The sequence below is a fragment of the Sulfitobacter sp. M85 genome, assembly GCF_029285915.1.
Lineage (GTDB): Bacteria > Pseudomonadota > Alphaproteobacteria > Rhodobacterales > Rhodobacteraceae > Sulfitobacter > Sulfitobacter faviae.
Map to the genome: position 1 here is coordinate 165,200 of NZ_JABECQ010000006.1, position 20,433 is coordinate 185,632.

The 20,433-nt window shown below is 64.1% G+C and carries 15 protein-coding genes; 8 read left to right on the forward strand and 7 right to left on the reverse strand.

The features are described 5' to 3' along the window. Nucleotides 1-159 precede the first annotated feature (159 nt). On the reverse strand, nucleotides 160-789 hold the full coding sequence (locus HKX24_RS13470; protein ID WP_271694038.1) for a glutathione S-transferase N-terminal domain-containing protein: 630 nt from the start codon (nucleotides 787-789) through the stop codon (nucleotides 160-162). 135 nt (nucleotides 790-924) lie between these two features. Here HKX24_RS13470 and HKX24_RS13475 point away from each other — a divergent pair, with 135 nt between their 5' ends. Further along, nucleotides 925-1,428 (forward strand): CinA family protein, encoded by a 504-nt coding sequence (locus HKX24_RS13475; protein WP_271694037.1) that lies wholly within the window; start codon nucleotides 925-927, stop codon nucleotides 1,426-1,428. Continuing rightward, a complete protein-coding gene (locus HKX24_RS13480) occupies nucleotides 1,425-3,488 on the forward strand; it encodes an NAD(+) synthase (RefSeq protein WP_271694036.1) in 2,064 nt (687 codons plus the stop codon). Before HKX24_RS13475 ends, HKX24_RS13480 begins: the two co-directional genes overlap by 4 nt. A 6-nt stretch (nucleotides 3,489-3,494) precedes the next feature. Here the strand turns inward: HKX24_RS13480 and HKX24_RS13485 are convergent, their stop codons facing one another. Continuing rightward, the gene (locus HKX24_RS13485) at nucleotides 3,495-4,715 is read right to left on the reverse strand and encodes an MFS transporter (RefSeq protein ID WP_276154043.1); all 1,221 of its coding nucleotides are present in this window, start codon (nucleotides 4,713-4,715) and stop codon (nucleotides 3,495-3,497) included. 231 nt (nucleotides 4,716-4,946) lie between these two features. On the opposite strand from HKX24_RS13485, the gene HKX24_RS13490 reads away from it, so the two are divergent. From HKX24_RS13490 to HKX24_RS13500, 3 genes are all read left to right on the forward strand, one after another. Next, nucleotides 4,947-6,116 carry an efflux RND transporter periplasmic adaptor subunit gene (locus tag HKX24_RS13490; RefSeq protein ID WP_271694034.1) on the forward strand — a complete coding sequence of 390 codons (1,170 nt, stop codon included), beginning with the start codon at nucleotides 4,947-4,949 and terminating at the stop codon, nucleotides 6,114-6,116. Continuing rightward, entirely contained in the window at nucleotides 6,113-9,232 is a 3,120-nt protein-coding gene (locus HKX24_RS13495; RefSeq protein ID WP_276154041.1) for an efflux RND transporter permease subunit, read from the forward strand. The genes HKX24_RS13490 and HKX24_RS13495 overlap by 4 nt, the downstream gene beginning before the upstream one ends. 85 nt (nucleotides 9,233-9,317) lie before the next feature. Continuing rightward, nucleotides 9,318-10,886, forward strand: coding sequence for a phospholipase D-like domain-containing protein (locus HKX24_RS13500; RefSeq protein WP_271694032.1), 1,569 nt, complete (start codon nucleotides 9,318-9,320; stop codon nucleotides 10,884-10,886). 3 nt (nucleotides 10,887-10,889) lie between these two features. Here the strand turns inward: HKX24_RS13500 and HKX24_RS13505 are convergent, their stop codons facing one another. The 5 genes from HKX24_RS13505 to HKX24_RS13525 all read right to left on the reverse strand — a co-directional run bounded on the left by HKX24_RS13505 (nucleotide 10,890) and on the right by HKX24_RS13525 (nucleotide 17,022). Beyond that, nucleotides 10,890-12,131: an OpgC domain-containing protein gene (locus HKX24_RS13505; protein WP_271694030.1), complete on the reverse strand. Its 1,242-nt coding sequence runs from the start codon at nucleotides 12,129-12,131 to the stop codon at nucleotides 10,890-10,892. Then, entirely contained in the window at nucleotides 12,118-13,923 is a 1,806-nt protein-coding gene (gene mdoH / locus HKX24_RS13510) for a glucans biosynthesis glucosyltransferase MdoH (RefSeq protein WP_276154040.1), read from the reverse strand. The genes HKX24_RS13505 and mdoH overlap by 14 nt, the downstream gene beginning before the upstream one ends. A gap of 5 nt (nucleotides 13,924-13,928) precedes the next feature. Continuing rightward, nucleotides 13,929-14,099, reverse strand: a complete 171-nt coding sequence (locus tag HKX24_RS13515) for a hypothetical protein (RefSeq protein ID WP_156505591.1) — start codon at nucleotides 14,097-14,099, stop codon at nucleotides 13,929-13,931. Continuing rightward, nucleotides 14,096-15,595, reverse strand: a complete 1,500-nt coding sequence (locus HKX24_RS13520) for a glucan biosynthesis protein G (RefSeq protein WP_271694049.1) — start codon at nucleotides 15,593-15,595, stop codon at nucleotides 14,096-14,098. Before HKX24_RS13520 ends, HKX24_RS13515 begins: the two co-directional genes overlap by 4 nt. A gap of 398 nt (nucleotides 15,596-15,993) precedes the next feature. Further along, on the reverse strand, nucleotides 15,994-17,022 hold the full coding sequence (locus HKX24_RS13525) for an Ldh family oxidoreductase (RefSeq protein ID WP_271694028.1): 1,029 nt from the start codon (nucleotides 17,020-17,022) through the stop codon (nucleotides 15,994-15,996). Nucleotides 17,023-17,127: 105 nt separating this feature from the next. On the opposite strand from HKX24_RS13525, the gene HKX24_RS13530 reads away from it, so the two are divergent. The 3 genes from HKX24_RS13530 to HKX24_RS13540 all read left to right on the forward strand — a co-directional run bounded on the left by HKX24_RS13530 (nucleotide 17,128) and on the right by HKX24_RS13540 (nucleotide 20,422). After that, the gene (locus tag HKX24_RS13530; protein WP_271694027.1) at nucleotides 17,128-18,645 is read left to right on the forward strand and encodes an aldehyde dehydrogenase (NADP(+)); all 1,518 of its coding nucleotides are present in this window, start codon (nucleotides 17,128-17,130) and stop codon (nucleotides 18,643-18,645) included. A 245-nt stretch (nucleotides 18,646-18,890) separates the two neighbouring features. After that, the gene (locus tag HKX24_RS13535; protein ID WP_067260893.1) at nucleotides 18,891-19,697 is read left to right on the forward strand and encodes a transporter substrate-binding domain-containing protein; all 807 of its coding nucleotides are present in this window, start codon (nucleotides 18,891-18,893) and stop codon (nucleotides 19,695-19,697) included. Nucleotides 19,698-19,756: 59 nt separating this feature from the next. Beyond that, complete coding sequence (locus tag HKX24_RS13540; RefSeq protein ID WP_271694025.1) at nucleotides 19,757-20,422, forward strand: amino acid ABC transporter permease; 666 nt, start codon at nucleotides 19,757-19,759, stop codon at nucleotides 20,420-20,422. The last annotated feature ends 11 nt before the right edge of the window (nucleotides 20,423-20,433 follow it).

Sequence of the window (20,433 nt, forward strand, 5' to 3'; positions counted from 1 at the left end):
CCGAGCAAGGATACACCTTTGAGATCAAGTGTCACGATACTGCCCCCCCATTCGTGAAACGGGCAGCCTGCGCGCGTGGCAGCACTGCCTTCGGGAGTGCAACCGTTCAACTTGTCTCTTGGTTCCCGCCTACGTTGCAGCCGCGGCGGGGGGCGGATGTCAGCCCTCGGGAATCTCGCCCATCACCTTGGGCACATGGTAGCCCTTTTGCACCGCCTCCCGTGCGCGCAGGCGCTGGTACCACGCACGCACATTGGGGTGGTCGGCAAGGTCGATCTGCTGCCATTCATAGCGCGACACCCAAGGCCAGCAGGCCATATCCGCGATGGAATACTCGCCGCAGATATGGTCCCGCCCCTCAAGCTGCTTGTCGAGCACGCCGTAAAGCCGTTTGACCTCGGCCCCGAAACGCTCTTCAGCATAGGCGGCCTTGCCGGGGTTGAAATGCAGGAAGTGATGCGCCTGCCCGGCCATGGGGCCAAAACCGCCCATCTGCCACATCAACCATTGCATCACCTCGGCCCGCGCGGCCTGCCCCTCGGGCAGGAAGCGGCCATGTTTCTCGGCGAGGTAGACCATGATCGCGCCGGATTCCATCAGGCTTACCCCAGTGTCATGGTCCACGATGGCGGGGATTTTGTTGTTGGGGCTGATCTTTAGAAACTCGGGCGCGTGCTGCTCATCCTTGCCGATGTTGATGGCATGCACATTGTAGTCGATCCCCAATTCTTCGAGCAGGATCGAGACTTTGCGGCCGTTGGGGGTGGTCCATGTGTAGAAATCAATCATCGCTTCGGTCCCATATGCAGAGGTGCGTTTCGGTTTCTTGCAATGTTAAGCAGGCGGTTTGCGGCGGGTCAACGCAAGGAACCACGGCGGCCTGCGGGGGTTTTGCTTAACAAGGCACCAATTTGCGGAGCGAAGATGCAGAACAGTGACCCCCTAGCGCAGCCCGACATCGCAGATCGCGCGAAATCCGTTTTGGGAGCGCTTTGCGATCGCGACATTCACATCGCCACGGCGGAAAGCTGCACCGGCGGGCTGGTCGCCGCGTTGCTCACGGATATCGAAGGGTGCTCCCATGCGTTCGAGCGGGGTTTCGTCACCTATACGGATCAATCCAAGCATGAGCTGTTGGGCGTCGATCGGGCGCTTTTGGACCGCTGCGGTGCGGTTTCGTGCCCCGTGGCGATTGCCATGGCCGAAGGCGCGCAGCACCGTTCCGGCGCGCAGATCGCCGTCTCTACCACCGGGTTTGCCGGGCCGGGCAGCGCCGAGGATGAAGAGGGGCTTGTGCATTTTGCGCTTGCACGCGAGGGGTGTAACACGGTTCATCGGGCCGAGTCCTTTGGAGCCATTGGCAGGGATGCGATCCGGCAGCGATGCCTTGAAACGATTTTGGATATGTTGGAGGAGAGCCTGACGTGAGCAAGAGCCAAGCCGCCGCCTTTACCGCCTACCACCGTCATGGCTTTGTCCGGGTGGCGACCTGCACGCCCCATGTGCGGCCCGCCGATGTGGCTTTCAACCGCGACAGCCTGTTGGACGAAATGCGCCGGGCCGATGCGGCGCGGGTGGATTTGCTGGTTTGCCCCGAACTGTCACTCTCGTCCTACGCCATCGACGATCTGCACATGCAGGATGCGCTGCTGACGGCGGTGGAAGAGGCGCTTGGCGACCTGATCGAGGCCAGCGCCCAGATGACCCCCGTGATCCTGCTCGGCGCGCCACTGCGCCGCGAGGGGCGGCTTTACAATTGCGCCATCGCCATTTCACGCGGGCAGGTGCTGGGCGTGGTGCCGAAATCCTACCTGCCCAATTACCGCGAGTTCTATGAGAAACGCTGGTTCGCCCATGGCCGTGACACCGGCGGAGAAATCACCGTCGCAGGCCGCCGTGTGCCCTTTGGCGATGACCTGATTTTCGAGGCGACGGATCTGCCCGGTCTGATCTTCCATGCCGAGATTTGCGAAGACCTCTGGACGCCTGCGCCGCCCTCGGCGGATGCCGCGCTTGGGGGCGCCTTGATCCTCGCCAATCTGTCAGCGTCCAACATCGTGATCGGCAAATCCTCTGACCGTCACTTGCTGTGCCGGTCGCAATCCATGCGCGCCTTTGCGGCCTATGTGTACTCCGCCGCCGGGCCGGGGGAAAGCACAACCGATCTGGCGTGGGACGGGCAGGGGATGATCCATGAGTTGGGCGATCTTCTGGCCGAATCCACCCGTTTCCCGCTGGAGCCGGAACTGACCATTGCCGATGTGGATTGCGGGCGTATCCAGTCCGAGCGGATGCGGACGGGCAGTTTCCATGATGCCGCGCGGCACCGGGCGCCGGAATTCCGCCGGGTGACCTTTGCCCATCAGCCGCATCACGAAAACGCCGGTCTGATCCGCCCCGTGCGCCGTTTCCCCTATGTGCCGAACCGCGAAAGCCATCTCGACCAAGACTGCTACGAGGCGTTCAACATTCAGGTCGAAGGGCTGCGCCGCCGCTTTGAGGCGACCAAGGGCAAGACCATGGTCATCGGCATTTCCGGCGGGCTGGATTCGACCCATGCGCTGATCGTGGCGGCGAAAGCCTGTGACCGTATGGGCATCCCGCGCGACCGGATCCTCGGCTTTACCATGCCCGGTTTCGCCACCTCCGAGGGCACCAAATCCAACGCGTGGAAATTGATGCAGGCCATGGGCATCACCGCGGATGAGATCGACATTCGCCCCGCCGCGCGCCAGATGCTTGAGGATATGGATCATCCCTTCTCGGACGGGGAGCCGGTCTATGACATCACCTTTGAAAACGTCCAAGCCGGGCTGCGCACCGATTATCTCTTCCGGCTCGCCAACCAGCGGCAGGGCTTTGTCATCGGCACCGGCGATCTGAGCGAATTGGCGCTTGGCTGGTGCACCTATGGCGTGGGCGACCAGATGAGCCACTATGCCGTGAACACCGGCGTTCCGAAAACGCTGATCCAATATCTCATCCGTTGGGCCACCCGTTCGGGCCAGTTCGACGCTGAGACGGACAAGGTTCTGCAAGCCATTCTCGACACCGAAATCTCGCCCGAACTGGTGCCCGCGGGCGAGGATGAAGAGATTCAAAGCACGGAGTCGATGATCGGCCCCTATGAGCTGAACGACTTCTTCCTCTTCCACACCATGCGCTACGGGCTTGCCCCGTCAAAGGTGGCCTTTCTGGCGTGGCACGCTTGGCATGATGTCGAGGCGGGGCGCTGGCCTGAGGGCTTTCCGCAGGGCAAACGCAACGCCTATGATCTGGAGACCATCCGCCACTGGCTCGAAAAATTTCTGCACCGCTTCTTCGCCACCAGCCAGTTCAAACGCTCGGCTCTGCCGAATGGGCCTAAGGTCAGCGCCGGGGGGGCATTGTCGCCGCGCGGGGACTGGCGCGCGCCGTCGGATTCTGTCGCCACTCCGTGGCTGGAAGAGCTGCGCAGCAACGTGCCGGAGAGCTGGCCCCAGAGCTAAGCCGCGCTATTCCTCGCGGCTCAGCTCGCCTTCGACAAAGTTGGGGGTCAGCGGCGGTGCCGCGTGGCGTTCTTGGGTTTCGGGATCGCTGCGCAGGGTCATGCGCAGCAGCCCCCATGCCACGATGGTCAACTGAAAACCGCCAAGCGCCAGCGGCAGGCCGCGCGGCCCGAGTGTATCCAGCAGCACACCCGCCAGCAGCGGCCCGATCGCGGCGCCAATCCCCTGCATCAGCACCAGCCCGCCCGAGACGGCCACCACCGCCGAGCCGGGGGCGCGGTCGTTGACATGGGCGATGACGATGGATTGCGCGGGCAGAACCAGCCCGCCAATGGCAAAGCCCAGCACCAGCAGCATCGACCCCGAAGGCGCGGGGATCGGCAGGGTCAGCATCATCAAAGCACCGCCCGCCACAGCCAGTCCGACGCCCAAGCCCCGGCGGCTCATCCGGTCGGAAACCCAGCCCAACGGGAATTGCAGCATCAGCCCGCCGATGGTGAAGGCCGCGATCAGCAGGGCGATGCGCGATTGGGTATAGCCCATCTCCTGCGCGAAAAGCGGTGCCAGCCCGTAGAACGTCCCGATAGAGGCACCGACCAGCCCCGCGCTGACCGCGCCGTAGGGCGACAGCCCCCACAGGCGGCGCAGCGATGGCGGCTCCTGCGCGCCTTCCGAGCGCGGCCCCTCCACACGGCTAAGCGAAATTGGCACCAGCGACAGCGACATCACGATGGAGACAAGCACGAAGAGGATGAACTCAGCCGGATCCCCGAGGTTCAGCAGGAACTGCCCCGCTGCACCTGAGGCCATGCCGACCATGCCGTAGACCGCGAGCAATTTGCCCCGCTGCGCGGAACTGACAGAGGCGTTGAGCCAGCTTTCCGTCACGATGATCAACCCGGCAAAGGCAAAGCCGGTGAGGCAGCGCACGGCGATCCAGACCCAAGGGTCGATGAAAGCCAAATGCATCAGCGCCGCGGCGGAGGCGACAGAGGCGAGTGCTGCAAAGGTGCGGATATGGCCCACCTCGCTGATCAGCCGCGGTGCCACGAAGGAGCCCACGCTCAGCCCCGCGAAAAAGCCCGACATGATAAGGCCGGTGGTCGCCCCGCCAAACCCTTCAAGCCCCGCGCGCACGGCCAAAAGCGTGCCCTGCAACCCGTTGCTCATCTGCAAAAGCGAAAAGCCCAGTAGCAGTGTCGCCAGTGGTAGAACCGTCGCGCGCATGATGTCCCCTTGGTCTTTGATCCGGCTAGGGCCAGAATATGTGCGGCGGAAACGGAATTTCTAGTAATCAACCCCATTGCCCTTCCACCGGGCAGGCTTCCGCGCCATAGTGCTAGCAGCCAGCGGCCCCTTCGGGGAATGCCCAGCCATTGATCAAGCAGAATTGACGTGCCTTTTTGGGGCCGATGCTCAATTATGCGCCTCGTAACATATTTTGAAAGCGCATCCCCCGTGAAAGCCCTGCGCCAATTTTTCGTATTTCTGCTGGTTCTCGTTGCGGGTCTCTACGCGATGTTAACCTATGTCCCCGCCTCCCGCCCCTATGTGGCGGAGACCGGTCTGCTCGATCTTTTGGGGATCGAGGAGGTCGCGGAGGCGCCACAATCCTCTGGCAGGGGCTGGGGCGGCGGCGGGCCGTCGCTGGTCGTCACCGCCGCGGTCAGCGAAGAGACTTTGGCCGACCGGATCACCGCCATTGGCGACGGGCGCGCGCGCCGCTCCGTCACGCTGCGTTCCAACGCCGTAGGGGTCATCACTGATCTCAACCTGCCCGCCGGGCAGTTGATCGAGGCGGGCACAGTTGTGGCCCTGTTGGAGAATGAGGCCGAGCAGATCGCCCTGAAGCAAGCCGAATTGCAGCTTGAAAACGCCCAGACCGAGCAAGACCGCGTGGAGCGGTTGCAAAACACCGGCGCGGTCAGCGAAGTGCGCCTGCGCGAGACGGAACTGGCCCTGCAAAGCGCCGAGCTTGCGCTCAGCCAAGCGCAGTTCGATCTGTCGCAACGCCGCATCCTCGCGCCGATTTCGGGTTGGGTGGGGATCACCGATATCGAAGAAGGCGACCGCGTCAATGCGCAGGATCAACTCGCCACCATCACCGACCGCAGTGAGATCCTGATCGATTTCCGCGTGCCTGAACGGGTGGTGAGCAAGCTCTCCTTGGGCAAGGAAATCACCGTCACCCCGCTTGGCATGCGCGATTTGACCCTGACGGGCGAAGTCAGCGCCATCGACAGCGTGATCGACCGTGCCAGCCGCACGCTTCTGGTGCAGGGCCGCGTGCCGAACGAAGGCGACCAGCTGCGCGCTGGCATGGCCTTTTCGGTCAGCTTGACCTTTGTCGGCGACCCCTATCTGGCGATCCCGCCGCTGGCGGTGCAATGGTCCTCGGACGGGCCGTTTGTCTGGACGGTACGGGAGGGCAAGGCGCATCAGGTCGCGGTCGAGATCGCGCAGCGCAACAGCAATTCGGTGCTCGTCCTGTCGGATGATCTGACCGCCGATGATGTGGTGGTGACCGAAGGCGTGCAAACCCTGCGCGAAGGCGGCGAGGTGCGTGAGGTCAACCGCGCGGGCAGCGTGCAGTCAGATGCCGCCCCGACTGAGAAGACAACCCTATGAGCGCCGCCCCGACCGAAGACGCCACGCCGCCCGCGAGCACCGCCTCAGGCACCGCGCTTTTCGTGCGCCGCCCGATCCTCGCCTTCGTGCTCAACGCGCTGATCGTGCTGGCGGGCATCGCCGCGCTTTTTGGCGCGGAGGTCCGCGAACTGCCCAATGTCGACCGGCCCGTGGTCACGGTCACCACGACCTTCTCGGGCGCCTCCCCGGAATCCGTCGATCAGGAGCTCACGGGGCGGATCGAAGGGGCCGTGGGCCGGGTCTCGGGCGTGCGGGCGATCTCATCGAACTCGCGCTTCGGGCGCAGCCGGGTCACCTTGGAGTTCAACGACAGCACCGATATCGATGTGGCCGCGACCGATGTGCGCGATGCGGTGGCGCGGATCGTGAACCAATTGCCCGAAGGGGCCGACCAGCCGCAGATTGTCAAGGCCGATGCCAACGCCCAACCGGTCATGCGCATCGCCGTGACCTCCATGGGCCGCTCGCCGGAGGAGTTGACCAAACTGGTGCAGGACCGCGTCGAAGATCGGCTGATCTCGGTCAACGGTGTGGCGGATTTGCAGGTCTACGGCGACCGCGAGCCGTTTTTCCGCGTCGATATCGATCAGTTGGAACTGGCCAGCCGGGGCCTCACCCTAGGCGATATCCAGCGCGCCTTAGCCGACGTGGCCTATGACGCGCCCGCGGGCGATCTGGCGGGCGACCGTCAGTCGATCAACGTGCGCACCACGGCCAGCGTCGTTACCACACAGGCGTTCGAGGCGATGGAGATCAAGCAGAACGTCCGGCTCGGCGATGTCGCCAGCGTCACGCTCGGCCCCGCCGAAGGGGAGACGATCCTGCGTGCCAATGGGCAATTGGGCCTTGGCATCGGCATCATCCGGCAGGCCACGTCGAACACGCTTGAGATCTCGCGCGATGTGCGTGCCGTGGTGGGGGAATTGAACGAGACCCTGCCCGAGGACGTGCGGATTTTCGTGACCTCGGACGATGCGACCTTTATCTCAGGCTCGATCCGCGAGGTGCTCTCAACGCTGACCTTTGCCGTGGGCATCGTGGTGGCGGTGATCTTTGTCTTCCTGCGCGATTTCCGCGCCACGCTGATCCCGGCGCTGACCCTACCGGTGGCGCTGATCGGCACTTTGGCGGCGATCTATCTGGTGGGCTTTTCGATCAATATCCTGACCCTTCTGGCGCTGGTTCTGGCCACCGGGATGGTCGTGGATGATGCGATTGTGGTGCTGGAGAATATCGTGCGCCAACGGGCGGCGGGCATGGGGTCGCGCGCGGCGGCGGTGCTGGGCACGTCTCAGGTCTTCTTTGCGGTCGTCACTACCACGGCCACGCTGGCGGCGGTCTTTATCCCGCTGTCGTTCCTGCCCGGACAGGCGGGCGGGCTGTTTCGGGAGTTTGGCTTTACCCTCGCCATCGCGGTGATGCTGTCCTCGGTCGTGGCGCTCAGCCTTTGCCCGGTCTTAGCGAGCCGCCTGCTGACCAAACCCGCGGCTGAGAACCCGCGCGGCCCTGTCGTGTGGCTTGGCAACCTGCTGTACCGCGCCTATGCGGCGACGCTTAGATGGGCGCTGGCGATGCCCTATGTCGTTGTGCTGATCGCGGCCTTCGTCGCGCTGACGGCGGTGCTGGTTTCGGGCGAGATCCGGCAAGAGCTGACCCCGCGCGAAGATCGCGCCGTGGCCCTGCTCAGCGTCTCGGCCCCGCAGGGCGTCTCGCTTGATTATACCCAAAGCAAGATGCGCGAGATCGAAGACCTGATCACCCCGCTGCAAGAGGCCGGAGAGGTGACGAATATCTTCTCCATCACCGGGTTTGGCGCGGACAATCGGGGTTTCATGGTGTTCACGCTCGCCGGATGGGAAGACCGCGCGCGCAGCCAAGATGAGATAGTGGGCGAGATCAACGGCAAGCTGCGCGGCATCGTGGGCGTGCGGGCCTTCGCGATCCAGCCCAACTCCCTCGGCATTCGCGGCGCGGGGCGGGGGCTGTCTTTCGCGATCACCGGGAATAATTACGAACAACTGTCGCTGGTCGCGCAGGCGATGGTCGACCGGCTGAGCACGAACCCTGCGATGGGGCAGGTGCGGCTGGAATATGAACGCACGCAACCGCAGCTTTTCGTGCAGATCGACCGGACGCTGGCCGCTGACCTCGGCGTCGATATCACCGGGCTGGGGCAGGCTTTGCAGGCCATGCTCGACGGGCGCGAGGTGGCATCGGTCTTTATCGACGACACCAGCTATGGCGTGCAGATGCTGTCGACCTCGGACCCGGTGAACGACCCGCGCGACCTTGAGAACGTCTTTGTCCAATCGGGCAACGGGCAGATGATTTCGCTGGCAAGTTTCGTGACCCTCGAAGAACGCGCCGTCGCGCCCGAGTTGGACCGCGAAGGGCAGAACCGCTCGGTCGAGATTTCCGCTGGGCTGACGCCGGGCCTGTCACTGGGCGATGCGTTGGAACAGGTGCGCGCGGTCGAGCAAGAGGTGTTGGAGGATGAAAACCTGATCGTGCCGCTGGCCGAGGCCGCCGCCTTGGATCAAACCAGTTCGCGCCTTCTCGTGACCTTCGGCTTTGCGATCCTCGTGGTTTTCCTTGTCCTCGCCGCGCAGTTCGAAAGCTTCATATCTGCCATCGTGGTGATGGCCACGGTGCCTTTGGGGCTGGCCTGCGCGATCTTCGCGCTGCTGATGACGGGGCAGAGCCTCAATGTCTACAGTCAGATCGGGCTGGTCATGCTGATCGGGATCATGGCCAAGAACGGGATTTTGATCGTCGAGTTCGCCAACCAATTGCGCGATCAGGGGGCGGATATCCACGAGGCGATCTTTGGCGCTTCCACCATCCGCCTGCGTCCGGTGATGATGACGATGACTTCGACCGTCTTGGGCGGCGTGCCGTTGATCCTCTCGGCGGGCGCGGGGGCCGAGGCGCGCGAGGCGCTTGGCTGGGTGATCGTCGGGGGGCTGGGCATGGCCACGCTTTCGACCCTCTATCTCACCCCCGTCGCCTATTTCCTGCTGGCGCGGTTCACCACGCCCAAAGCCGCCGAAGAAGCCCGGCTTCAGGCCGAGCTGTCTGAGGCGCAACCGGTCTGAGCCTGCCCGATATTTACGCATCGATGCAACTTCGCGCTACAATGGGCGTTTAGTCATGTAGGATTGAGTGGAAAGGGGCGAAAACGTGCAGGGCGATTTGGATATGGCAAAGGCGAACCACGCGGAGTCGACCCAAGGGGCGAACAGCCAAAGCCTGTTCAATGACAAGACCACATGGCGCGTCGCCCGGGCCGAGCGGTTTGGCCTTATTGTCGATGCGGCGGATTATTTCCGGGTCCTGCGCGAGATTTTCCTCGGGGCGCGGCAGCAGTTGATGCTGATCGGCTGGGATTTCGATTTCGAGCTTGAGATGCTGCCGGGCGAAAGTGACGAAGACGGCAACGCACCCGACGGCTATCCCAACCAGCTTGGCGCCTTTGTCGAGGCGGTGGTGGAGCGGAGGCCGGAACTGAATGTCTATCTGCTCAAATGGAATGGCGCCGTGCTGGCCGCGCCGGGGCGATTGGTGCCCTCGCTGGCGCTCAGCCTATTCGGCGGCGACCGGATTCACTTCGCGTTAGACGGCCATCACCCCTTCGGCGCCTGCCACCACCAAAAGATCGTCGTGGCCGACGATGCTCTGGCCTTTTGCGGCGGGATCGACGCGACCGAAGACCGGTGGGACACGCCCGACCACCTGCCGCACGACCCGCGCCGCCTGCGCAAGGATGGCACGCCCTCTGACCCTTGGCATGACGCGACCTCGGCCATGTCCGGCCCCGCCGCCGCCGCCTTGGGTGAGCTTTCGCGTCGGCGTTGGTTCCGCGCCACGGGGGATGAGATCGCGCGACCTGATGATGCGCCCATGTCCGAATGGCCCGAAGACCTGCCGATTGATGCCGAAGGCGTCGAGGTGGGCATCGCCCGGACCGAGCCGCCTTTTGACGAAGAGCCGTTGATCAATGAGATCGAACGCCTCTATATCGCGGGGATCCAATCAGCGCGTGACTATATTTATATTGAATCGCAATACCTCGCCGCCGCCTCGGTTTGCGATGCGCTCAGGGCGCGATTGGCCGAAGAGGACGGGCCGGAGGTCGTCATCATCAACCCGCGCGATGCGGAATCCCAGTTGGAAGATGACGCCATGCATGTGCTGCGTGAGCGGCTCGTCGAAGAGCTGAAACGCGCGGATCACCAGAACCGTTTTCGCATCTATTTCCCCGTCACCGAGGAGGGGGAGCCGATCTATGTTCATGCGAAGATCATGATCATCGACGATCATCTTTTGCGCCTCGGCTCCAGCAACCTCAACAACCGTTCCATGGGGTTTGATACCGAGTGTGACGTGGCGATCGAACACCCCGCAGAGGTGATCGAAGGGTTCAGAACCCGCTTGATTGCCGAACACCTCGGCCTGCCGCTCGAACGTGTGGCCGAGGTGATAGAAGAGAAGAAGTCGATGATCGGGACCATCGAAACCTTGAACCGCAAGAAGGGCCGTGGCCTGCGGGCGGTGTTCCGGGGCAGCGAGACTGTCGTCGGTGGTTTTCTCGCCAATACCCGCTTGCTCGACCCGCGCTACCATCCGGGCGAAAACACCGCCACCGGGCGCGGCATTCGCCCGCGGCACATGGCGCTGATCGCGGGCGGGCTGGGGCTTGCATGGCTTGCGTGGCGCAAATGGGGGCGCCGCGACGATCGGCGTTGGTGAAGGCTACGGGGCGGCTTCGACGGTTGGGGCTTTAAGCGAGGCAGGTGCGGGTTTGGGGTCGGCCGATGCGGCAAGGATCTGCCGCGAGGTCTCTGCAATCCAAGCGATGCCATAGAGCGTCGCCGTTCCGACAACAGGTAGAACCCACGGCATCCACTGCGCTTCGGGCCGCGCCATCATCGCAACCTGACAGATCAGCGCCAGAACGGTGCCGCTGGCAAAGACCAGCAGACCATGCCGACCGAGCAGCCGGAAGGGGCTGGCCACGGCATGGGCCGAAAGGCGGGTGACGATCTGCAACTGTGACAGGAAATATCCCAGGGCCAAGATATGAACGAACCGCGGGGCGGAGAGATAGGTCTTGTCATGCGAAGTGATGTTGAAGGGCACCCCGGCCTCTCTCAGATGATGCATTTGCAGGTTCAGAAAACGGCCCAAACCCGGCACATAGCGCCATGCGAGGACGCCCAGCAGGACGGCGGCGGACAGCCAGAACAGCGCCTTCGACCGCGGGAAAAAACGATAGCCCTGCCGTTGGCTCAGGCCCACCAGCAGCCCGCAGACAAAGATCGCTTGCCATGCGAAGGGGTTAAAGAACCAGCCGCCCGGGTTGGGGTAGTTCGGCAGGTTCAGCCGGAAGACACCCGTCAGCAGCCAAAGCACCAAGGACAGCGCGAGAAGCAGGCGCGGCCAGCGCAGCCCCAGCATGATCGCCGCCGGGGCGCAGACCAGCAAAACGGAATAGGCGGGCAGGATGTTCACATAGCCGAACTGATGCGTCAAAAGCGGAATGCCGATCACGCTCTGGGTCGGGTTTTGGAAGACCTGGCGCATGTTGATCTTGGTCAGGAAGGCGGCCTCTGTGGTGATCTGGAAGGCGGCGGCGAAGATGGCCAAGGCCACTGCTGAGAGCAGAAGTTGCACCACATAAAGCGACCACGCCCGTTTCCACAGGGGCGCGATGGCGCGCCAGAGGCCGTGGCGAACCCTGCCTCGCGCGATGAAACGAGGCGTATAGGCCAAGCCTGCGGCGATGCCGGACATGAGAAAGAACGCCTCCGCCGCGTCGGCGAAACCGAGGTTGCGGATGGTCAGGGCCTCATAGGGGTTGCCCGGGACGTGGTTGATGAAAATCATGACCAGCGCCAGCCCGCGAAACAGGTCGATGCGCGGATCGCGGGCGGATTTGGGAACCGCGCCGGCAGCCCGAGCGGCGGGCGATAGCCCTGTGTTAGGCGGTGGCATGGGGCAGATCCGCCGCTTTGGGTTCTGGCATCAGATGTTCGTCATTCCACGTAAGCCGCCAAACATCGCAGATACTGTCGTATTCCGCGACGACATCGCGCGGCGCGGCATCCTCGGGCACGGCGAAAAGCCCGCGGGGCAGGGGGCGGGAGGTCCAAGCGATGAGCAGTGGGGCCAGCAGCATCGGGACCGCGACGGGCAGCAGCCAGACGGTCAGATCGGGCGCGATCCATTGCACCGCCGCGAGGATCACCGCGCCGATGAACACGATCCACCGGCCCGCCGCCCAGCCATCGGCCAAGCTCAATTGGCCCTCGTTCCGTTGGTTGGCGGGCCAGCCGCCGTCTTGGCCCGAGAGGACCTGCATCACCGCGCGACTGTGGTAGAGCAGCATCAAAGGTGCCAGAAGCGTGGTCAGCACGATCTCGGTCAGCACCGACAGCGCCATCCGCAAAGCGCGGCCAAAGTCGTGCGCTCGGTCGGTCAGAAGCGCATGGATCAGGATCAGCAGCTTTGGCACCACCAACAGCCCCAGCACGCCCAAGGCCAGCAGCGTGATCTCGCGTGCGCTGGTATCGGGGAAGACGGGGAAAAGCTGATAGGGGCCGGGGAAATACTCCGGCGGCGGCGCGTAGAGCGTGCTGATCGCCGAGGTGATCAGAAAGGCCGCCCAGAGAAGCGAGACCACATAGGCGGTCACATTCTGCAGAAAGACGAAGCGGCTCCACCCCGCCAAGCCGGGCGCAAAGATCAGTCGCGCATGTTGCAGGTTGCCTTGGCACCAGCGCCGCTCGCGCCGCGCGAAGGAGAGGACGTTTTCGGGGCCCTCCTCAAAGGAGCCGCCCAAGGTCTCATCCACCTCGACCTTCCAACCCGCGCGGGCGAGCAAGGCCGCCTCGACATAATCGTGGCTCAGGATATGCCCGCCCAAGGGTGGCGGGCCTGAGAGTTCGGGCAGGCCACAGCTTTCGGCAAAGGCGCGGACGCGGATGATTGCGTTATGGCCCCAAAACGGCCCCGTCGCCCCCTGCATCCGGGCAAGGCCACGGGTGAAGATCGGCCCGTGGAACCACGAGGCGAACTGCAAGGCGCGGCCAAAGAAAGACCGCGCGCCGATGATCTTGGGCAGGGTTTGCAGCAGCCCCAAATCCGGATCGGCCTGCATCCGCGCGATCATGGCGCGGATCGTCTCGCCCTCCATCAGACTGTCGGCGTCAAGGATCACGGCAAAGTCATAGGCCCCGCCGTAGCTGCGAATGAACTCTTCGATATTGCCCGCCTTGCGGCCCGCGTTGTCCTGCCGCCTGCGGTAGAAGATGCGGCCTTGGCCCTCGGTCTCGCGCAGCAGGCGGGCGAAGGCGAATTGCTCTTTCCCGGCCAGCGCGTCATCGCGGGTGTCCGACAGAACGACGAAATCCGCCGTAACCCCGGCCCGGGCGACGGAGCGGTCAATCGCGGCGATGCGGGCAAAGGTGGTGAGTGGGTCTTCGTTGCAGATGGGCACCGCGATCACCGTGCGCGGCTGCGGTGCCTCAAGCGCGGGGCGGGGCGGCGTCGATCTGCCGCCGAAAAGCCCGATCAGCGCCAGCGACGCGCCCCAAGCTAACCAAGCGGTGGTGGCGAAAACGAGCAGGGCGCGGAGGCCGTCCCAGCCGCTGAACCCATCCCGCGCCGCAGCCTCGGCCAAAAGGGTCGCGGCAAGGGCTGCGGAGCCGAGCGACAACAGCAGGGCGACCGCCCGTGCAAAACGGGTCGGGCCATCCGCCGCGATCTGCCTGTGCTGGGAGGTCATGGAACTCAGGCCTTACGCCGCAGCAGAAATGCCCGCGCAAGGTCGGCCAGCCCGGCCAGATGGCCGCGCCGTTCCAAGCTCTGCCGTGGCATCGCAAGCGGGGCGGCGGGCGGCATCCAGTTCTCGGCCTCGCCAGCCATTGCGGAAGTGGGGGTCGTCGCGTCTTGAAGGGTCATGCGTTGATCCATTGGTACACCCATGTCTCTGTCAGATTGCGGTCATATCCCGATAGAACTGCCTTGATCTCGACGATGGCATCAGGCTCGGCGCGCAGTTCCAGCACCAGCCGCCATTCGTCCCTGCCATCCACCCGGCTTAGGATCGCCTCCACGATTTCGCCGTTTTGTGCGCTGGTGACGGGTTCAAGCTCGGCGTCGCTCGGCAAATCGCTGAGCTGTCCGCCGGCGAAGTCGATGACGAATTTGCGGGTCTCGGTGTCTGCCTCTACACCCGCCACCCCGCCATGGCCCGAGCGCAGCCGCACCACGCGGCCAAGGGTCTGCGGTGTTGCGCCCGGCGGGGTCATCCCCCAGTGCATGCGGTAGCCGTAGGCCAGTTCATCGCCCGCGCGGGTCTCCCCTTCGGGGATCCAATAGGCCACGATATTGTCATTGCCTTCCAGATCCGAAGGTATCTCGACCAGCCGCAGCGTGCCTTTGCCCCAGTCGCCCATGGGTTCGATCATCAGCGAGGGGCGGCGTTCGTAATGGGCCTGCGCGTCGAGGTAATGCTCAAAGTCCCGGTTGCGCTGCGCCAGCCCGAAAGACCGCGGGCTCTGCGCCCCGAAATAGGAACTCGCCAAACGCGGCGGATTGTTCAGCGGGCGGCAGAGGGTGGTATCCTTGCCTGTGTTCAGCACCAAGACTTCGCTGTCATGCACCGCGGGGCGGAAGTCGTCGAAATTCCCCTTATCCGCACCATTGTGCAGAAACATCGAAGTCAGCGGCGCGATGCCAAGCTGTTTGATGTCTTCGCGCAGGAAGAGCCGCATGGTGACTTCGACGGTGGTGTCTTCGCCCGGTGTGATCACGAATTGATAGGCCCCGGTCACCGAGGGGCTGTCGAGCGCGGCATAGATCGTGGCGCTATCGTCACCCGGTTCGGGGCGGCGCAGCCAAACCTCGCTGAAGCGGGGGAATTCCTCGCCTTCGGGCAGGCCGGTGTTCACGGCCAATCCCCGCGCGCTCAGCCCATAGAGCGTGTCCTTGCCCAAGGCGCGGAAATAGCTCGCCCCTTGGAAGACGATCAATTCATCGAAAATATCGGCCCGGTTGAGCGGGGTGTGCAGGCGGAAACCGGCGACGCCCGGCATCTCAGCATTGGGCGGGATCGACTTGGCGAGTTCTTCGTCGTCATACTCGAAATCGGCGGTGGTAAAGCCCATCGGTTCCACCGCATCGCCCCGGACCTCGTTGATCTTCACCGCCTCTTTGAACAGCCAACCGGGGTGGAAGGCGTGCAGCCTGAAGGCCACGCCCTTTTCCTGCCAGCGGGCCTGCTCGGGCCGGAACCGGATGCGTTGGTAGGCGTCGTAATCCAGATCGGCAAGGAAGCCTTCGACAGGCTTCGGGGCCATATAGGAGGTCTGGGCCAATCGCCGCATATCTTCGACCAGCCCGTCGAAGGTGAAGGAGGCGGCGGGCACCTCCTGCGCCGCGCTGTGCCGCGGCATGAGCGCGGCGGCAAAGGACGCGGCGGAGAGGGTGAGGAACTGGCGGCGTTCTAGGGTTTCGGACCGCTGTTCAATCGGTCGTGCAGTCGGGAAATTCGGCAAAACAATACCTCGGAAGACACGTTAGGAGTGTGCAATTTTTTCCCTATCTAATCTTTTTGCGGAGGCTGGAAACTTGATATTGCAACTATCAGCGGAATGCCGCAGGGCAGCGCGGAAAACCGCCGATCCGCCTGCTGCGCGGCGGAAGCTGCACAAATTTTTGCCTTGATTTCCGTAGGATCGCCGCTTTTTTGTGACAATCGCCCTGCGGTAGCGGCGAGATTTTGCGGCGCTTTAAAGCCGGTTTGGGCGGGATCGCGCGCCGCCCCCGCGGGAGGGTGGCGCGCGGTTGGGGGTCAGACGGCGTCGAGCCCTTCGGCCAGCAAACGCTCAAGGCTGCGCATCTCGGCATCCGTCAGGGGAATCCCCTCGGCCCGCGTCTCGGCACGCGCTTTGAAACGGCGCTGCGAGGGCAGCCGCGCACCTTGGCCGGTGATCGCATCAAAGAGGGTTTCCGCCCGCGCGAAGGGGTCGCCGGGGCGGCCTGCGGCAAACGTTTTGGGGTCGAAGGCGATGATCAATTCGCCATGCGCGGGCGCGAGGGTGAGCGCGCCCAAGGCATCGCGCGCTTCAGGGCTGGTCAGGTCACCGATCATCACCCCGGCGAGCAATTCGATCATGGTCGAGATGGCCGATCCCTTGTGACCGCCGAAGGGAAGCATGGCCCCGGCGAGGGCGGCTTCGGGGTCGGTCGTCGGGCTGCCATCGGGGGCGATGGCCCAGCCTTCGGGCAGGGGCGTGCCCGCGCGGCGGTGCAATTCGATCTCCCCCCGCGCGGCGACACTGGTGGCGAAGTCAAAAACGTAAGGGTCGCCCCCTTCCCGGGGCCAGCCAAAGGCGAAAGGGTTGGTCCCCATCAAGGGGTCGGTGCCGCCAGAAGGGGCGACGCTGGCATAGCTGGGGCACATGGCCATGGCCGCGAGGCCCATCTCGGTCAGCGCCTCGATCTCGGGCCAGAGCGCGGCGAAATGGGTGCAATCGTTGATCACCATGGCGGCGATCCCGGTGGTGCGGCAACGCTCGGCCAGCACCGGTGCGCCTGCTTCGAAGGCGGCGTTGGAGAACCCGCCGCCCGCGTTCACGCGCACCACGGCGCTGTCGTCATGATGCACCCGTGGCACCGCGTCGGGCACCACCTTGCCCGCCTTGATCGTGCGCAGGCAGCCTTCGATCCGGTAGATGCCGTGGGATTTGCAGGCATCGCCTTCGCCCGCGACAATCACCCGTGCGAGGGCTGCGGCATTCAGGGGCGACAGGCCCGCGCCTTGGAAAATCCGAATGACCATCGCGGTCAGGTCATCGTGAGAGAGGGTTGTGTCGGCCATCTGAAACCTCGCAGGGCTTGGGTTGCAATCATGCATACATCATGTATGCAGATGCGGAGAGACGCAAGCTGACACCGGGCCGCGGCCCGCATGAAAGGATAGACGATGGCCTTTACCCCCCACGGCAAACACTTGATCGCTGGCGAATGGATCGCCACGGATGACCGCTTTAGCTCTAGCCCCGCCCATGGGCCGGCGCATGACTTCTCGGTCGGCACGGTGGAACTGGTCGACCAAGCCTGCGAAGCCGCCGAAGCAGCGTTTTGGAACTATGGCTATTCCAGCCGCGCGACCCGCGCCAAATTCCTCAACGCCATCGCTGATGAGATCGACGCCCGAGGCGCCGAGATCACCGAGATCGGCAGCCAAGAAAGCGGTCTGCCCGAAGCGCGGCTCGAAGGGGAGCGGGGCCGGACCGTGGGCCAACTCCGCCTGTTCGCGGGGCATATCGAAAAGGGCGACTACCTCGACCGTCGCTTCGATGCCGCTATGCCCGAACGCCAGCCCGCCCCGCGGCCCGCGATCACCATGGTGCAACGCCCCATCGGCCCCGTGGCCGTCTTTGGCGCGTCGAACTTCCCGCTGGCTTTCTCCGTGGCGGGCGGTGACACCGCAGCGGCGCTGGCGGCGGGCTGTCCGGTCGTGGTCAAAGGCCACTCCGCCCATCCCGGTACCGGAGAGATCGTGGCCGAAGCGATCCATGCGGCGGTTGAAAGCTGCGGCATGCCGCGCGGGGTCTTCTCGCTGATCCAAGGTGGCAACCGCGCCGTGGGGCAGGCCGTGGTGCAGCATCCGCGGATCAAGGCTGTGGGCTTCACCGGCTCGCTCGCCGGGGGCCGGGCGCTCTTTGATCTCTGCGCCGCGCGGCCAGAGCCGATCCCCTTCTTCGGCGAGTTGGGCTCGGTCAACCCGATGTTCATGCTACCCGCCGCGATGGCGGCGCGGGCCGAAGAGCTTGGCAAGGGCTGGGCGGCATCGCTGACCATGGGCGCGGGCCAGTTCTGCACCAATCCCGGCATCGCCGTGGTGATCGACGGGCCGGGCGCCGACGCCTTTGTGCAAAACGCGGCCACAGCGCTGCAAGACGTGGCTCCGCAGGTCATGCTGACAGACGGTATCGCCGAGGCCTATTGCGCAGGGCGGGACAAGTTCAAATCCGCGCCAAGCCTGCGCCAAGTGCATCTGGCCGACAGCGAAGGCCGCACCGCCGCGCCTGCGCTCTTCGAAACCACGGGCGAAGAGTTCAAGGCCAATCCGGCGCTGCACGAAGAGGTCTTCGGCCCTCTCGGATTGGTGGTGCGGGTCTCTTCGCTGGAAGAGATGCGCGCTCTGGCGTTGGAACTGGACGGGCAATTGACCGTCACCCTGCATATGGATGACGCGGATGTCGACGCCGCGCGCGACCTCATGCCGGTGCTGGAACGCAAGGCGGGTCGCCTGCTGGCCAATGGTTTCCCGACAGGGGTCGAGGTGGTGGATTCCATGGTGCATGGCGGGCCATATCCGGCCAGCACCAACTTCGGCGCGACCAGCGTGGGCACCCTGTCGATCCGCCGTTTCTTGCGGCCCGTGTCCTATCAGAACCTGCCCGAGGCGCTGCTGCCGGAAGACGCAGCGGGGTAATCTAAGATCGGAAAAGCCGGGCCGCACGCCCGGCTTTTCGCATCTGTTACGCCGTGGGGGAGCCGCCCAACCGGCTGCTTTTTCACGACCATGCTGGCAAGGCAGGAATGTATCAAAAATATGTCGACATGCCGGTAAAAGTAAAAAATACATATTGTATTTTTAATGAAGACATTGTTCCTTCATACCACCCCGCACCCCGTCCAGAGAGAGTCGGGGGCGACCAACCCAAGAGGGAGATACCTATGAAATTCACGCAACTCGCCGGGAGCCTTGTGGCTGCGACCGTGATCGGCACCGCCGCTCAGGCCGACAAACTGGACGACATCATTTCTTCGGGCACGCTGCGCTGCGCCGTGGTGCTGGACTTTCCGCCCATGGGCTCGCGCGATGACAGCAACACGCCCGTCGGCTTCGACGTGGACTATTGCAACGATCTGGCCGCCGCCCTTGGCGTCGAAGCCGAGATCGTGGAGACGCCCTTCCCCGACCGTATCCCCGCCCTCGTCTCGGGCCGCGCGGATGTGGGTGTTGCCTCCACCTCCGACACGCTGGAGCGCGCCAAGACCGTCGGCTTCTCGGTGCCCTATTTCGCCTTCACCAACGTCGTGCTGACCCGCGAAGACGCGGGCGTCGACAGTTTTGAAAGCCTCAAGGGCAAGACCGTGGGCTCCGTCGCGGGCACTTTCGAAGCCATCGCGCTGGAAGAGCAGGTCGACGCATGGGACGAAGGCAGCTTCCGTTCCTACCAGAGCCAAGCGGACGTCTTCCTGTCGCTGGCCCAAGGCCAGATCGACGCGACTGTCGTGACCTCCACCGTGGCCTCCTCCATCGTGGCGAGCGGCAAGTTCGACGGTCTGACCATCGCGGGCGATGCGCCGTTTGACGTGGACTATGTCGGTCTGATCGGCCTGCGTCAGGAATACGGTCTGCTGAACTACCTCGACCTCTTCGTGAACCAGCAGGTGCGCTCGGGCCGTTATCAGGAACTGTTCGACAAATGGGTCGGCGGCGAGGCGCCGGACCTGACCATCGCCAAAGCCTATCGCTGATGAATGCGGGGGCCGCGACCTGCGGCCCCCCTGCCGATAACCGCTGATCGGAGCAAGAGATGGGCAACTATACCTTTCAATGGCGACAGGCCTTTCGCGCCTTGCCAGAGATGCTGGAAGGCGCGCTAGTCACGCTGCAAATATCGATCCTGTCGATGCTCATCGGCGTTGCCATCGCCGTGCTGCTGGCCGTGGGCCGGGATGCCAAATCGGCTTGGCTGCGGGCGCCTGCGACCGCATGGGTCGAAGTGGCGCGCAACACGCCGGCGCTGTTTCAGATTTACATGGCGCATTTTGGGCTCGGGTCTTTCGGGATCTATCTCAGCCCCTACGCCGCGCTGCTGGCGGGGATCGCCTTCAACAACGCGGGCTACCTTTGCGAGACGTTCCGCGGCGCGATGCGCGCCATTCCGGGCACCCAGCTGCGCGCCGGGCGATCACTGGGCATGGGGCAGGCCAAGGCGTTTCGCTTGATCATCCTGCCGCAGATGTTCCGCATCTCGTTCCTGCCGACGACGAACCAGATGATCTGGGCGATCTTGATGACCTCTCTGGGGGTCACAGTGGGGCTGAATTCGGATCTCGCCGGGGTGACGCAAGACCTCAACGCGCGCAGCTTCCGAACCTTTGAATTCTTCGCATTGGCGGCGGTGATCTACTACGTGATCGCCAAGACCGTGATGCTTGGCGCACGGCTGCTTGCGGCCCGCCTGTTTCGCTACTGAAGGAAGAGAAT